This window comes from Brevundimonas sp., from assembly GCF_035935935.1.
Taxonomy (GTDB): Bacteria; Pseudomonadota; Alphaproteobacteria; order Caulobacterales; family Caulobacteraceae; genus Brevundimonas.
In genome coordinates, this window is sequence record NZ_DASYWO010000004.1 from 265,961 (window position 1) to 280,219 (window position 14,259).

Annotated in this window: 13 protein-coding genes; 11 read left to right on the top strand and 2 right to left on the bottom strand. The window is 69.8% G+C overall.

Translation table 11 applies throughout. From position 1 onward, the window contains the following. Positions 1 to 16: 16 nt before the first annotated feature. The 10 genes from VGR32_RS04690 (at position 17) to VGR32_RS04735 (ending at position 11,204) form a co-directional block, all read left to right on the top strand. Positions 17 to 1,528 carry an MFS transporter gene (locus tag VGR32_RS04690; RefSeq protein WP_327448545.1) on the top strand — a complete coding sequence of 504 codons (1,512 nt, stop codon included), beginning with the start codon at positions 17 to 19 and terminating at the stop codon, positions 1,526 to 1,528. 88 nt (positions 1,529 to 1,616) lie between these two features. Next, complete coding sequence (sucC, locus tag VGR32_RS04695) at positions 1,617 to 2,813, top strand: ADP-forming succinate--CoA ligase subunit beta (protein WP_327448547.1); 1,197 nt, start codon at positions 1,617 to 1,619, stop codon at positions 2,811 to 2,813. 59 nt (positions 2,814 to 2,872) lie between these two features. Further along, positions 2,873 to 3,430 (top strand): hypothetical protein, encoded by a 558-nt coding sequence (locus VGR32_RS04700; RefSeq protein ID WP_327448549.1) that lies wholly within the window; start codon positions 2,873 to 2,875, stop codon positions 3,428 to 3,430. Then, positions 3,427 to 4,071: a hypothetical protein gene (locus tag VGR32_RS04705; RefSeq protein WP_327448551.1), complete on the top strand. Its 645-nt coding sequence runs from the start codon at positions 3,427 to 3,429 to the stop codon at positions 4,069 to 4,071. The genes VGR32_RS04700 and VGR32_RS04705 overlap by 4 nt, the downstream gene beginning before the upstream one ends. 97 nt (positions 4,072 to 4,168) lie before the next feature. Next, entirely contained in the window at positions 4,169 to 4,780 is a 612-nt protein-coding gene (locus tag VGR32_RS04710; RefSeq protein WP_327448553.1) for a hypothetical protein, read from the top strand. Positions 4,781 to 4,951: 171 nt separating this feature from the next. After that, positions 4,952 to 5,839 carry a succinate--CoA ligase subunit alpha gene (sucD, locus tag VGR32_RS04715; protein ID WP_327448555.1) on the top strand — a complete coding sequence of 296 codons (888 nt, stop codon included), beginning with the start codon at positions 4,952 to 4,954 and terminating at the stop codon, positions 5,837 to 5,839. Positions 5,840 to 5,971: 132 nt separating this feature from the next. Further along, positions 5,972 to 8,950 carry a 2-oxoglutarate dehydrogenase E1 component gene (locus VGR32_RS04720; protein ID WP_327448557.1) on the top strand — a complete coding sequence of 993 codons (2,979 nt, stop codon included), beginning with the start codon at positions 5,972 to 5,974 and terminating at the stop codon, positions 8,948 to 8,950. A gap of 31 nt (positions 8,951 to 8,981) precedes the next feature. Beyond that, complete coding sequence (odhB, locus tag VGR32_RS04725; protein WP_327448559.1) at positions 8,982 to 10,211, top strand: 2-oxoglutarate dehydrogenase complex dihydrolipoyllysine-residue succinyltransferase; 1,230 nt, start codon at positions 8,982 to 8,984, stop codon at positions 10,209 to 10,211. 14 nt (positions 10,212 to 10,225) lie between these two features. Continuing rightward, positions 10,226 to 10,777, top strand: a complete 552-nt coding sequence (locus tag VGR32_RS04730; protein ID WP_327448561.1) for a demethoxyubiquinone hydroxylase family protein — start codon at positions 10,226 to 10,228, stop codon at positions 10,775 to 10,777. A 4-nt stretch (positions 10,778 to 10,781) separates the two neighbouring features. Further along, positions 10,782 to 11,204, top strand: coding sequence for a putative signal transducing protein (locus VGR32_RS04735; RefSeq protein ID WP_327448563.1), 423 nt, complete (start codon positions 10,782 to 10,784; stop codon positions 11,202 to 11,204). On the opposite strand, the gene VGR32_RS04740 is transcribed toward VGR32_RS04735, so the two are convergent. Both VGR32_RS04740 and VGR32_RS04745 read right to left on the bottom strand, forming a co-directional pair. Next, positions 11,170 to 12,375 carry a CaiB/BaiF CoA-transferase family protein gene (locus VGR32_RS04740; RefSeq protein WP_327448565.1) on the bottom strand — a complete coding sequence of 402 codons (1,206 nt, stop codon included), beginning with the start codon at positions 12,373 to 12,375 and terminating at the stop codon, positions 11,170 to 11,172. The genes VGR32_RS04735 and VGR32_RS04740 overlap by 35 nt on opposite strands. A gap of 28 nt (positions 12,376 to 12,403) precedes the next feature. After that, positions 12,404 to 12,670: a DUF6356 family protein gene (locus VGR32_RS04745; RefSeq protein WP_327448567.1), complete on the bottom strand. Its 267-nt coding sequence runs from the start codon at positions 12,668 to 12,670 to the stop codon at positions 12,404 to 12,406. A 136-nt stretch (positions 12,671 to 12,806) separates the two neighbouring features. On the opposite strand from VGR32_RS04745, the gene VGR32_RS04750 reads away from it, so the two are divergent. Then, positions 12,807 to 13,997 (top strand): acyl-CoA dehydrogenase, encoded by a 1,191-nt coding sequence (locus VGR32_RS04750; RefSeq protein ID WP_327448569.1) that lies wholly within the window; start codon positions 12,807 to 12,809, stop codon positions 13,995 to 13,997. Positions 13,998 to 14,259 lie beyond the last annotated feature (262 nt).

Consider the following 14,259-nt stretch of genomic DNA (forward strand, 5'->3'; position numbering starts at 1 on the left):
CGGGGAGGGGCCGACCATGACCGACGCCACGGTGAAGACCGAACGCCCCGGCTACCGCTTCTACGTTCTGGCGGTGCTGATCCTCGTCTACATGCTGAACTTTCTGGACCGCCAGATCATCGGCATCCTGGCCGCCCCGCTGAAGGAGGAGTTCCAGCTTTCCGACAGCCAGTTCGGCCTGCTCGGCGGCATCGCCTTCGCCAGCGTCTATTCCACGCTCGCCATTCCGCTGGCCTGGCTGGCCGACCGCTTCAGCCGCGTCTGGATCATGACCGGCGCGCTGGCGGTCTGGTCGGGCTTCACCGCCCTGTGCGGCACGGCGACCAGCTTCACCCAGCTGTTCCTCTACCGGATGGGCGTCGGCGTGGGCGAGGCGGGCGGCGTGGCCCCGGCCTATTCCCTGATCGCCGACTACTTCCCGCCGCACCAGCGCGCCCGCGCGCTTGCCGGCTTCGCCTTCGGCATCCCGCTGGGCACGGCGGCCGGCACGCTCGTCGGCGGCCTGCTGGCGGCGGAGTACGGCTGGCGCACCGCCTTCGTCGTCGTCGGCCTGCTGGGCGTGGTTCTGGCCCCCCTCATGCGGCTGACCATCCGCGATCCGAAGCGCGGCGCGACCGATGCGCCCAAGGCCGTCGAGAGCGGGGCGCCCGTCGACGCGGCGCCGGTCGCCGCGCGCGCTTCGGCCCGCGTGGGTCGCACGGCGGCCCTGATCATGCTCGGCCTCGGCCTCGGTCTGCTGACGCTCGCGGGGCTCAACCACTTCGTCGGCCTGGCCTTCGGCGACGCGCTGGTGCTGGCGTTCGGCGGCCTCTTGGCGCTGGTCATCGGCGTGTCCCTGCTGATCGCCCAGGTGACCGCCTCGGCGGTGATCCCCAAGAAGAGCTTCTGGCTGCTGGCCCTGGGCGCCGCCTCGTCGTCGGTCTGCGGCTACGGCGTCGCCGGCTGGCTGCCGCTGTTCTTCATGCGCAGCTTCGACCTGACGCTGAAACAGGTCAGCTGGTACTATGCCGGCATCGCCCTGATCGGCGGCGTGCTGGGCATCTGGCTGGGTGGAATGATCGCCGACAAGACGGCCAGGCGCGGCAAGGGCGCCTATCCGCTGGTGCCGGCCATCGCCTTCCTGATCTCGGCGCCCTGCTTCATCCTGGCCATGAACTCCGACTGGCTGATCGCCCAGCTGATCCCCGGCGGCGGCACGCAGGTGCAGGCCCTGACCGTGGCCTTCCTGATCTTCCTGATCCCGACCGGGCTGAACCTGGCATGGCTGGGGCCGATCACGGCCTCGGTGCAGCATCTGGTCGCCGCGCCCATGCGGTCGACGGCCTCGGCCCTGTTCCTGCTGATCAACAACCTGCTCGGCATCGCCGTCGGCTTCTACTATTTCGGCGCCGTGTCGGACCTGCTGCAGCCCCGCTTCGGCGAAGAGAGCCTGCGCTGGGCCATCTACACCGGCATGGGATTCTACGTGCTGGCCGCCCTGTTGCTCATCGGCGCCTCGCGCACGCTGAAGCGCGACTGGGTCGACTGAACCGGACCGGGTCGGGGGCGGTTGCGCCGCTCTCGACCCGCCGCCTATAAGCGCCCCGACTTCCTCCTCCCGATCGGCGGCGCTTCTCATGAACATCCACGAATATCAGGCCAAGCAGGTCCTCAAGGGCTTCGGCGTGCCCGTCGCCGAGGGCGTCGCCATCACCTCCGCCGACGAGGCCGAGGCCGCGGCGAAGCAGCTGCCCGGCCCGCTGTGGGTGGTGAAGAGCCAGATCCACGCCGGCGGCCGCGGCAAGGGCCGCTTCAAGGAACTCGGCGCCGACGCCAAGGGCGGCGTCCGGCTGGCCAAATCGATCGACGAGGTCGTCTCCAACGCCCGCGAGATGCTGGGGAACACCCTGGTCACCGCCCAGACGGGCGAGGCCGGCAAGCAGGTGAACCGCCTCTACATCGAAGACGGCGCCGACATCGCCCGCGAGCTGTATCTGTCCATCCTCGTCGACCGCGCCCACGGCCAGGTGGCCTTCGTCGTCTCGACCGAGGGCGGCATGGACATCGAGCAGGTGGCACACGACACGCCGGAGCGCATCCAGACCGTGGTGATCGACCCCACGGCGGGCGTGACCGACGCCGACGTGGCGACCCTGTCGGACGCCCTGCAGCTGGACGGCGCCGCCCGCGAGGACGCGAAGTCGCTGTTTCCCGCGCTCTACAAGGCCTTCGTCGAGAAGGACATGTCGATGCTGGAGGTCAATCCGCTGATCGTCATGGAAAATGGCCGCATGCGCGTGCTGGACGCCAAGGTCAGCTTCGACGGCAACGCCCTGTTCCGCCACAAGGACGTGCAGGCGCTGCGCGACGTCACCGAGGAAGACCCCAAGGAGATCGAGGCCTCGAAATACGACCTGGCCTACATCGCGCTGGACGGCACCATCGGCTGCATGGTCAACGGCGCCGGCCTGGCCATGGCGACGCTGGACATCATCAAGCTTTACGGCGCCGAGCCGGCCAACTTCCTCGACGTCGGCGGCGGCGCCTCGAAGGAGAAGGTCACCGCGGCCTTCCGCATCATCACCTCTGACCCGAACGTCGAGGGCATTCTGGTCAACATCTTCGGCGGCATCATGCGCTGCGACATCATCGCCGAGGGCGTGGTGGCGGCCGTGAAGGAAGTCGGCCTGAAGGTGCCGCTGGTGGTGCGTCTGGAGGGCACCAACGTCGAGCTGGGCAAGCAGATCCTTCGCGACAGCGGCCTGAACGTCATCCCGGCCGACGACCTGGCCGACGCGGCCGAAAAGATCGTCAAGGCGGTGAAGGCGGCCTGACGCCGCCTTTTCGCCCCCGGCGGCGGATTTGATCGCGCGACCCTCACGGAGCCGCCCGCATGAAGACCGTCCTCGCCCTGACCGCCCTGCTGCTGGCCACGCCGGCGGCGGCCGATCCCTATGACGACTTTCTGGAACTGTGCGTCGCGCCGTCCGGCGACGTCGCCGCGGCGCAGACAAAGGCGCGCGCGGCCGGTTTCGGCGACGCCCCGGCCGAGGTGGCGCGGACCTTCCGCCTGCCGGACTTTCCGGACGCGGTGCCCCTGACGCGCGGCGAGGGCGCGGCCATGGAGATCTTCATCGCCGGCACCGCCCCGCGCGAGGACTTCGGCGCCATGACCGGCACGACCTGCATCGTCGTGGCGCCTGCGCTGGACGCCGGGTCGGCCGAGACGCGGCTGGAGACGAAGCTGGGCTTCCCGGCCTTCACCGACGGCGCCGCGGGCGCTCCCATGTGGTATCTCACCGGCGGTCCCGACGTCTGGCGCTCGGAGCCCCAGCTGGTCGGTTCCTCCGACGCCCGCATCGCCGAGGTGGCGCGTGAACGCCCCGTCTCCATCTTCGCCGTCCTGCCGGTCGGCTCCGGCGCCGGCCTGATGTACGGAACCCTGAAATGAAGCGCATCGCCTGTCTCGCCCTCGCCGTCTCCCTGGTCGCCGCGCCCGCCTGGGCTCAGCTTGCGACGCCGCCGCAGCCCGTGGCGCCGGCCGCGCCGCCGACGTACGTGCCCGACGAAGCCGGGACCGCACGCTATGTCGCCGACTTCACGCGCCTTTGCCTGGACACGGGCGGCGAGCGCGCCGCCGTGCGCGCGGCGGCGGAGGAGGCCGGCTGGACGCCGGGGCAGGGCGGCCCCGAGGTCGCTTCCGCAATCGATCTGGCGGCGTTCGACAGCCCCGACGGCTATGGCGGGCAGCTTCTGACCTCGGCCTCTTCGCCCGGCGACCTCGAGGGCGGCCTCATTGTGCGGACCTGCATCCTGCAACCATACGGCGGTTCGGCCGGACCCCACGATCGACTGGAGCGGGCCGTGGCGGAGGTCATGGGCCTGCCGGGCCAGCCCACGGCGCAGGGGCCGGTCTGGCTGGTGTCCGGCTCGCGTCAGGCGGGCTTCACTGACGAGAAGGCGAGCTTCGCGGCGGCCGGTTCGCCCGAGGCCGGCTTCGCCATCGCGCTGGAACGCCCGCTGCTGATGCTGACGCTGGTGGGCGACGCCCGCAGCTCCGGCCTGGCCCTGCTGCGCGTCAGTCCGGAGTGATCGGCCGCCACGGCTCCGCTTTGCGACGCGGCCATGGACGGGTAAAGTCGGCCCGAGACCGGGGGGACCGGTTCCTGATCATCATCGAGGCTGTTCAATGTTCGCTTTCCGCTCGCCCCTGAAAACGGGCGTCCTGGCCGCCTGCGCCGTCGGCGCGATGGCTTTCGCCGCTCCCGCCCTCGCGCAGGACCCGGTTTTCGACGCCTTCAGCGAGATCTGCATCGCCGGCGACGGCGACGCGGGCAAGGCGGCCGCCGCGCTGTCGTCCGAGGGCGGCTGGGTGCCGCTGGATCCCGCCATGTTCGGCGACGAGGTTCCGTTCGAGAATCTCAAGGCTTGGATGAAGCCCGTCGGGGCCGGATTCCAGATGGCCATGACCGGCGACATGGTCGAGCCGATGCCGGGCATGGGCGCCATGTCGATGAACATGGGCGTCTGCGCCATCGGCGGTCAGCCGGCCGACGCCGCCTCGATCGAGGGCCAGATCAAGTCCTGGACCGGCGCCTCGGCGCCCGTGCCGGAAATGAACACGCCGGAGTTCCGCGGCTACGTCGTGTCCATGAAGGACGGTCGCCCCGTGCCCGTCGATCCCAACATCACTGACGAAGGCCTTGGGGCACGCATGATGACGGGCGAACTGCGCATGCTCATGGTCGGCGACCAGGGCGGCGTGACCATGGTCATGTACATGAACCCTCGGGTTCAATGACGGATCGGCGCCGCGTGCGCCGTTCGTGACGACGACGAGGGGCGGCCGCGGCGACGCGACCGCCCCTTCTTCATGCCGGGGCGGGGCTGGCGTCCCGCCGTCGGATCGCCTAATCACCCGCGCGGCGACGCCGGTCGCCGACCTCCCCTCGCCGCGATCCGAAGGCCCGGAATGTCCATTCTCGTCGACAAGAACACCAAGGTCATCACCCAGGGCATCACCGGCGCCCAGGGCACCTTCCACACGGAGCAGGCCATCGCCTACGGCACCCAGGTCGTCGGCGGCGTGACGCCCGGCAAGGGCGGCATGACGGTGCTGGAAGACGTCCCCGTGTTCGACACCGTCCGCGAAGCCGTCGACAAGACCGGCGCGAACGCCTCGGCCATCTACGTCCCGCCCCCCTTCGCCGCCGCGGCGATCCTGGAGGCCATCGAGGCCGAGGTGCCGCTGATCGTCTGCATCACCGAGGGCATTCCCGTGATGGACATGGTCAAGGTCAAGGCCCGTCTGGAAACCTCGAGCTCCCGCCTGATCGGCCCGAACTGCCCGGGCGTGCTGACGCCGGGCGAATGCAAGATCGGCATCATGCCGGGCAACATCTTCAAGAAGGGCTCCGTCGGCGTGGTCTCGCGCTCGGGCACCCTGACCTATGAGGCCGTGTTCCAGACCTCCAACGCCGGCCTGGGTCAGACCACGGCCGTCGGCATCGGCGGCGACCCGGTCAAGGGCACCGAGTTCATCGACGTGCTGGAGATGTTCCTGGCCGACGACGCGACCGAGTCGATCATCATGATCGGCGAGATCGGCGGCAGCGCCGAGGAAGACGCCGCCCAGTTCCTGATCGACGAGGCGAAGAAGGGCCGTCGCAAGCCCATGGCCGGCTTCATCGCGGGCCGCACCGCCCCTCCGGGCCGCACCATGGGCCACGCCGGGGCCATCGTCTCGGGCGGCAAGGGCGGCGCCGACGACAAGATCGCGGCCATGGAGGCGGCGGGCATCCGCGTGTCGCCGTCCCCGGCGGCGCTGGGCGAGACCCTGCTGGCGGCCCTCAAGGGCTGAGGTCTCCAAAAGCGCGAATTTCCGCGCTTTTCGCCAAGCTTCGGTCATGACCCGTGAGCAATTGGCGCTTATATGAGCGCCGGCCCGGCCGCAGACGTGCGCGCGCGGGCTCATGGGACGATAGAAGAGACGATGGCTGACGACGCCGGACGGCTGAACCAGGTCTTTGCCGAGACCAGCTTCCTGTACGGCTCGAACGCCGCCTTCATCGAGGATCTGCACGCCCGCTGGGCCGAGGACCCGGCTTCCGTCTCGGGTGAGTGGCGCGCCTTTTTCGACCAGCTGCGCGACAACGCCGACGCGGTGAAGGCCAGCGCCGGCGCCGGCGCCTGGGGGCGCCCGGTGACGCGTGAGCCCAGCGAGGACACCGCGCCCTTTGACGGCCGCTGGCCGGCCGCGAAGCCGGATCCGAAGACGGCGAAGTCCGCGCCCGCTGCGGCCTCGGCCGACGCGGTGCGCTCCGCGGCTCAGGATTCCATTCGCGCCCTGATGCTGATCCGCAGCTATCGCGTGCGCGGCCACCTGCAGGCCAATCTTGACCCGCTGGGCATCGAGCCGCCGGTCCAGAACCCGGAGCTGACCCCGGAATTCCACGGCTTCGGGCCCGGCGACCTGGACCGCCCGATCTTCCTCGACGGCGTCTTGGGCCTGCAGACCGGCACCATCCGCGAGGTCCTGTCGATCCTGAAGGCCACCTACTGCGGCAACGTCGGCGTGCAGTTCATGCACATCGCCGAGCCCGACGAGAAGTCGTGGCTGCAGCAGAGGTTCGAGGGCGCGGATTCGCAAGCCCGCACCGGCTTCTCGAAGGAAGGCAAGCTGGCCATCCTCAACAAGCTGATCGAGGCCGAGGGCTTCGAGCGCTTCCTGCACAAGCGCTTCCCCGGCACGAAGCGCTTCGGTCTGGACGGCGGCGAGGCCATGGTCCCGGCGCTGGAGCAGATCATCAAGCGCGGCGGCGCCCTGGGCGTCGACGAGATCGTGCTGGGCATGGCCCACCGGGGTCGCCTGAACGTGCTGGCGGCGGTGATGGGCAAGCCCTACCGCGCCATCTTCCACGAGTTCCAGGGCGGTTCGTCGGTCCCGTCCGACATCGAGGGTTCGGGCGACGTCAAATACCACATGGGCGCCAGTTCGGACCGCGAGTTCGATGGCAACCGCGTGCACCTGTCGCTGACCGCCAACCCCTCGCACCTCGAGATCGTCAATCCGGTCGTGCTGGGCAAGGCGCGGGCGAAGCAGGCGTTCGACATCCGCGAGGCCACCGGCGGCGCGACGGAGCCCAAGGGCGTGCTGGATCGCACCAAGGTCATGCCGCTGCTGATCCACGGCGACGCCGCCTTCGCCGGCCAGGGCGTCGTGGCCGAATGCTTCGCCCTGATGGGGCTGAAGGGCTACCGCACCGGCGGCACCGTCCACTTCGTGGTGAACAACCAGATCGGCTTCACCACCTCGCCGCGCAACAGCCGCAGCTCGCCCTATCCGTCCGACGTCGCCCTGATGGTCCAGGCGCCCATCTTCCACGTCAACGGGGACGATCCGGAAGCGGTGGTGTTCGCCGCCAAGGTCGCCGCCGAGTACCGCCAGAAATTCCACAAGGACGTGGTGGTGGACATGTTCTGCTACCGTCGCTTCGGCCACAACGAAGGCGACGATCCGACCTTCACCCAGCCGCTGATGTATTCGAAGATCAAGGCCCAGCCGTCGACGCGTGAGCTCTACGCCCGTCGTCTGGTGGAGGAGGGCGTGATCGCCGCCGCCGAGGTGGACGCCGAGGTGTCGCGCTTCGAAAAGTTCCTCGACGCCGAGTTCGACGCCGGCAAGGACTTCGCCGCGAAGAAGGCGGACTGGCTGGATGGTCAGTGGAAGGGCGTGGGTCTGCCCGAGGACGACGAGCGCCGCGGCAAGACCGCCGTCCCGCTGGAGAAGCTGAAGTCGCTGGGCGACCGGCTGACCTCGATCCCCGCCTCGGTCGACGTGCACAAGACGCTGAAGCGGGTCATCGAGGGCCGCCGCTCGGCCATCGAGACCGGCGAAGGTCTGGACTGGGCCACCGCCGAGAGCCTGGCCTTCGCCAGCCTGCTGGACGAGGGCTTCCCCGTCCGCCTGTCGGGCCAGGATTCGGTGCGCGGCACCTTCTCCCAGCGCCACTCCGGCGTGGTCGATCAGACCACGGAGGAACGGTACTCGCCGCTCAACAATCTGCGCGAGGGCCAGGCCCCGTTCGAGGTCATCGACTCGGCCCTGTCCGAAGAGGCGGTGCTGGGCTTCGAGTACGGCTACTCCCTGGCAGATCCGAACACGCTCGTCCTCTGGGAGGCCCAGTTCGGCGACTTCGTGAACGGCGCCCAGGTCGTCATCGACCAATTCATCTCGTCGGGCGAGCGCAAGTGGCTGCGCATGTGCGGTCTGACGATGCTCCTGCCGCACGGCTACGAAGGTCAGGGTCCGGAGCATTCCTCCGCCCGTCTCGAGCGCTTCCTGCAGGCCTGCGCCGAGGACAACATGCAGGTCGCCAACTGCACGACCCCGGCCAACTACTTCCACATCCTGCGTCGCCAGATGCAGCGGCCCTTCCGCAAGCCGCTGATCCTGATGACGCCCAAGTCGCTGCTGCGGCACAAGAAGGCGACCTCGACCCTCGCCGAGCTGGCCGAGGGCTCCAGCTTCCACCGCGTCCTGCACGACGACGCCCAGACCCGTCCGGACGTCGCGGGCGTGGCGATCAAGCCGGACGCCGACATCCGCCGCGTCGTCCTGTGCTCGGGCAAGGTGTACTACGACCTGCTGGAACGCCGCGAACGCGATCAGGTCGACGACGTCTATCTGATGCGCCTCGAGCAGTTCTATCCGTGGCCGATGAAGTCGTTGCTGACCGAGCTGGCGCGCTTCCCGAACGCCGAGCTGGTCTGGTGCCAGGAAGAGCCGCGCAACATGGGCGGCTGGACCTTCGTCGACCCGTGGCTGGAGCTGACGCTGGAGAAGCTGGACGTGAAGGCGAAGCGCGCGCGCTACGTCGGCCGCCCGGCCTCCGCCTCGACCGCGGCCGGCCTGATGAGCCGCCACCTGAAGGAACTGGACGCCTTCCTGACCGACGCCTTCGCCCGCTAAGCTGACCCGAACCTCCCCGAAAGACCCGACCATGGCCGACATCCTGACCCCCGCCCTCGGTGAAAGCGTCACCGAGGCCACCATCGCCAAGTGGACCAAGGCCGCGGGCGAGGCGGTGACCAAGGACGAAATCCTGGTCGAGCTGGAGACCGACAAGGTCTCGCTGGAGGTCGTGGCCCCCGCCGACGGCGTGCTGGCCGAGATCAGGGCCGAGGCCGGCGCGACGGTCGTCCCCGGCACGGTGCTGGGCGTGGTCGCCGAAGGCGCCGCGGCCGCGAAGCCCGCCGCCGCCCCGAAGGCCGAGCCGAAGCCCGAGCCGCCCGCGGCGGCCGCCCCGGCCAACGCCGGCTCGGCCCAGATCAAGTCCGGGGAAGACCCGCACCTGTCCCCGGCGGTCCAGCGCGTCGTCTCCGAAACCGGCGTCGATCCGAAGTCGCTCACGCCGACGGGCCCCAAGGGCAACGTCACCAAGGCCGACGCCGTGGCCGCCGCCTCGGCCCCGAAGGCCGCCGCCGCCGCTCCGACTCCCGCCGCCGCCCCGGCCGCGCCACGCGACCTCGGCCCGCGCGAGGAGCGGGTCAAGATGACCCGTCTGCGCCAGACCATCGCGCGCCGGCTGAAGGAATCCCAGAACACCGCCGCCCAGCTGACCACCTTCAACGAGGTGGACATGACGGCCGTCATGGACATCCGCACGAAGTACAAGGACGCCTTCGAGAAGCGCCACGGCATCAAGCTGGGCTTCATGTCCTTCTTCGTGAAGGCCGTCGTCGAGGCCCTGAAGGAGATCCCGGCCGTCAACGCCGAGATCGACGGCACGGACGTCATCTACAAGAACCACTACGCCATCGGCGTGGCCGTCGGCACCGACAAGGGTCTGGTCGTGCCGGTGCTGCGCGACGCCGACCAGCTGTCGCTGGCGGGCATCGAGAAGGGCATCGCCGATCTGGGCAAGGCCGCCCGCGACGGCGACCTGACGCTGGACCAGCTGCAGGGCGGCACCTTCACCATCACCAACGGCGGCATCTACGGCTCGCTGATGTCGACGCCGATCCTGAACATGCCGCAGTCCGGCATCCTGGGCATGCACAACATCGTCCAGCGCCCGGTGGCGGTGAACGGCCAGGTGGTCATCCGCCCCATGATGTACCTCGCCCTCAGCTACGACCACCGCCTCGTCGACGGCAAGGAAGCCGTCACCTTCCTGGTGCGGATCAAGGAGCACCTCGAAGACCCGCAGCGGTTCCTGCTGGACCTGTGATCTGAGGTCGGGCGATGGCCTCCACGGTCGCCCGCATCCTCAAGGTCAACCACGGCGGCGAGCACGGCGCGGTTCGCATCTACGCAGCCCAGATCGCCCTCGCGCGCGTCAGGTGTCCGCATCTGGTGGCTCAACTCGCCGAATTGCTTGAGCACGAGCGGCGGCACGAGAAGCTGTTCCGTTCGCTGATGCCCGCCCGGCAGGCCCGCCCGTGCCGTCTGATGTGGCTGTGGGGCGTCGGCGGGGCGGCGCTCGGGCTGATGACGGGGGCCTTGGGCACGTCGGGAGTCTTCGCCTGCACCCGGGCGGTCGAGCGCACGGTCCATCGCCACCTGTCGGAGCAACTCGCGTGGCTGCGGGGCGCTGCGGGCGGCACGGACGCGGAGCTCATCGCCGCCATCGCCGGAGTCCAGACCGAGGAGGAAGGACACTTGGAGTGGGCGGACCGCGGCGGCCGACCGTCGCCGGTGCTCGACGCCGCGGTCGCGGCCACCGTCGACGCCTTGATCTGGATGTCGACGCAAGGCGAGAGTGCGCGTCTTGCTCGACAGTTCGTGGGAAGGTGACGCCGTGGCGCTGATCGAGATAGCCCGCTTTCAGGACCTCGTGGAGGGCGACCTCGCGCTGGCCTTCCTGCGCGCCCACGGCATCGAGGCCGAATTGGAAGGTCGGGGTCACGCCTCGATCGATCCCATCCTGCAGCGGGCGCTGGCCGTGCGCGTCATGGCGCCGGAAGCTCAGCGCGACGAAGCGCTGACGCTGCTGGGGCGGGCCCGGTCCGGTGAGTTCGCCATGGACGAAGGCGACGATCTCGCGCCGCGCGACGTTCCCTCCCATGCCGCCGGCGGCGTGCTGGCCCTCGCGGCTTGGGCGACCGGCGGCTTTTCCGGCACCAGCCTGCCGCGCCGGATGAAGCCGGTGCACTGGATCGCCTTCGCGATGATGGCGGCGCTGGCGCTTACCTGGCTGGCGCCGTTCCTGCGGCTGGGCTGAGCTCCCCCAGCACCTCGTCCGTGTCGGCCCCCAGCGCCGGCGGGGGGCGGTCGTAGCGGACGGGGGTCTTCGACAGGCGGATGGGGCTGGCCACGGTGCGCACCGGCGCCGACAGGTCCGCGCGCGTCTGCTCCACCTCCAGCCCGCGATGCACGGCCTGCGGCTCGGCGAAGACCTGATCGACCGTGTTCACGGGCCCGCAGGGCACGCCGGCGGCCTCCAGCAGGGCCATCAGCGCCTTCATCCCATGACCGGCCGTCAGCGCCGACAGCTCCGCCGTCAGCACCGCCCGGTGCTCGATCCGCGCCGCGTTGGTCGCGAAGCGCGGGTCCGATCCCATCCCCGGCGCGCCCAAGGCCCCGCACAAGGCCCGGAACTGCCCGTCGTTGCCCACCGCGATCACGACCATGCCGTCCGTGCACGGAAAGGGCTGGTAGGGGGCCAGGTTCGGATGGGCGTTGCCCATCCGCGTCGGCGCCGTGCCCGAGACGAACCAGTTGGTCGCCTGATTGGCCAGCATGGCCGCCTGGACGTCGAACAGGGCCACGTCCACGTGCTGCCCCTCGCCCGTCGCCCGGGCGTGCATCAGGGCCGCCAGGATGGCGTTCGACGCGTACAGCCCCGTGAACAGGTCCACCACGGCCACGCCCACCTTCATCGGTTCGGCGCCCGGCGCGCCGTCCGGCTGGCCGGTGATCGACATCAGCCCGCCCATGGCCTGGATCATGTAGTCGTAGCCGGCCCGGTGCGCGTCCGGCCCGTCCTGCCCGAAGCCCGTGATCGAGCAATAGACCAGCCGCGGGTTCAGCTTCTCCAGCGACGGCCAGTCCAGACCGTACTTCGCCAGCCCACCGGTCTTGAAGTTCTCCACCACCACGTCGCAGGTCGCCGCCAGACGGCGCACGGCCTCCGCGCCCCCCGGCGTCGCGATGTCCAGTTCGACCGACTTCTTGCCCCGGTTGGCGCACAGGAAATAGGCGGCGTCCCCGCGCGATCCATCGGTCTTCGTCGTGAACGGCGGCCCCCACAGGCGGGTGTCGTCCCCCGCGCCCGGCCGCTCGATCTTGATCACCTCGGCGCCCAGATCCGCCAGGGTCTGCGTCGCCCACGGTCCCGCCAGCACGCGGGACAGGTCGAGCACGCGAATGCCGTCGAGGGGGCCTTGGGTCATGGCCCTGCTTAGCTCCGGGCTTCGACCCTTACAAACCCGGGTCCCAGACCCCCGCGTCGCGCATGCGGCACTCGCGCGCCTCGTCGGCCCGGTGCGTCATGGTCCGCGCCGTCGCCTTGATCTCGTCCGAGACGGTCGTCTTGAACACGCCGGGCACCAGCGCGTGGCAGAAGGCGCAGCCGGCCAGCCTCAGCAGTTTGAAGCCGAACCGACCCGAAGCGGCCATGTGCTCCAGATAGGTTTCGTCGACCTCGCGCGGATGGTCGGCGAACAGGCGTTTCAGCGTGCGGCTCATGACCCTGCGTGTCTTGCGGAGGCGGACCCCCTGTCCGAAGCGGCCATTCTGGCCTAAACCGCGCGCCAGAAAAGGGGTCCGATCGTCACGCTCGCTCACGATCGCCGGAAGCCCCGCGCATCAGGGAAAGACGACCATGGCCGACGGCGCCGCGAACTCTGGCAAATCCTTTCGCTGGGACGATCCGCTGGACCTCGACGGCCGCCTGACCGACGACGAGCGCATGATTCAGGAGGCGGCGCGGTCCTATGCCCGCGAGAAGCTGCTGCCCCGCGTGGTCGCCGCCTTCCGCGACGAGACCTTCGACCGCGCCATCATGACGGAACTGGGCGAGATGGGCTTCCTCGGCGCCACCCTGCCGGAGCAGTACGGCGGCGCCGGCGCCAGCCACGTCGCCTATGGCCTGATCGCGCGCGAGATCGAGGCGGTCGACAGCGGCTATCGCTCCGCCATGTCGGTGCAGAGCTCGCTGGCCATGTATCCGATCTACGCCTTCGGCTCGGAGGAGCAGCGCATGCGCTGGCTGCCCCGCATGGCGGCGGGCGAACTGGTCGGGTGCTTCGGCCTGACCGAGGCGGACGGCGGCTCCGACCCCGCCTCGATGAAGACCAGGGCGGAGAAGGTCGCGGGCGGCTATCGCCTGAACGGCGCCAAATACTGGATCACCAACTCCCCGATCGCCGACCTGGCCGTGGTCTGGGCCAAGCTGGACGGCGAGATCCGCGGCTTCGTGGTCGAGCGCGGAATGGACGGCTTCACCACCGACAAGATCGGCGACAAGCTGTCCCTCAGGGCCTCGGTCACCGGCGACATCGGCCTGAACGACGTGCTGGTGCCGGAAGAGAATCTGCTGCCGGGCGTGAAGGGTCTGCGCGGGCCCTTCAGCTGCCTGAACAAGGCCCGCTACGGCATCAGCTGGGGGGCCATGGGCGCGGCGGAGTTCTGCTTCCACGCCACCCGCGACTACGTCGCCGAACGCACCCTGTTCGGCCGTCCGCTGTCGGCGCGCCAGCTGGTGCAGAAGAAGCTGGCCGACATGCAGACCGAGATCTTCCTCGGCTTCGAGGGCGCGCTGGCGCTGGGCCGTCGTCTGGACGCCGGCGACTGGTGCCCGGAAGCCATCTCGATGATGAAGCGCAACAACTGCGGCAAGGCCCTGGCCATCGCCCGCGAGGCCCGGGACATGCACGGCGGCGCCGGCATCACCGGCGAAATGCACGTCATGCGCCATGCCATGAACCTCGAGACGGTCAACACCTACGAAGGCGCCCACGACGTCCACGCCCTGATCCTGGGCCGCGCCATCACGGGGCAGGCCGCCTTCTGACGACGCGGTTTCCTTCTCCCGCAAAGGGATGAGGATCACGTCGGCCGGCCCCGCCACATCGCGATGACCGGCGCCGATTTCATGAGGCCGATCAGAGGCCATTCGATTTTCTGGGCTCCGGCGTCGACGTCGCTCCGGACCTGACCCACCCTTCCTTCGTCCCGTCGCACCGGAGGGCTCGTGAGGCCTGCGACCTTGCGGCGGCGGGAGCGTGTGGAGCGGGGCTCGCCGCCTTCGGGCGGCGGGGCCGACGGGTCTCACC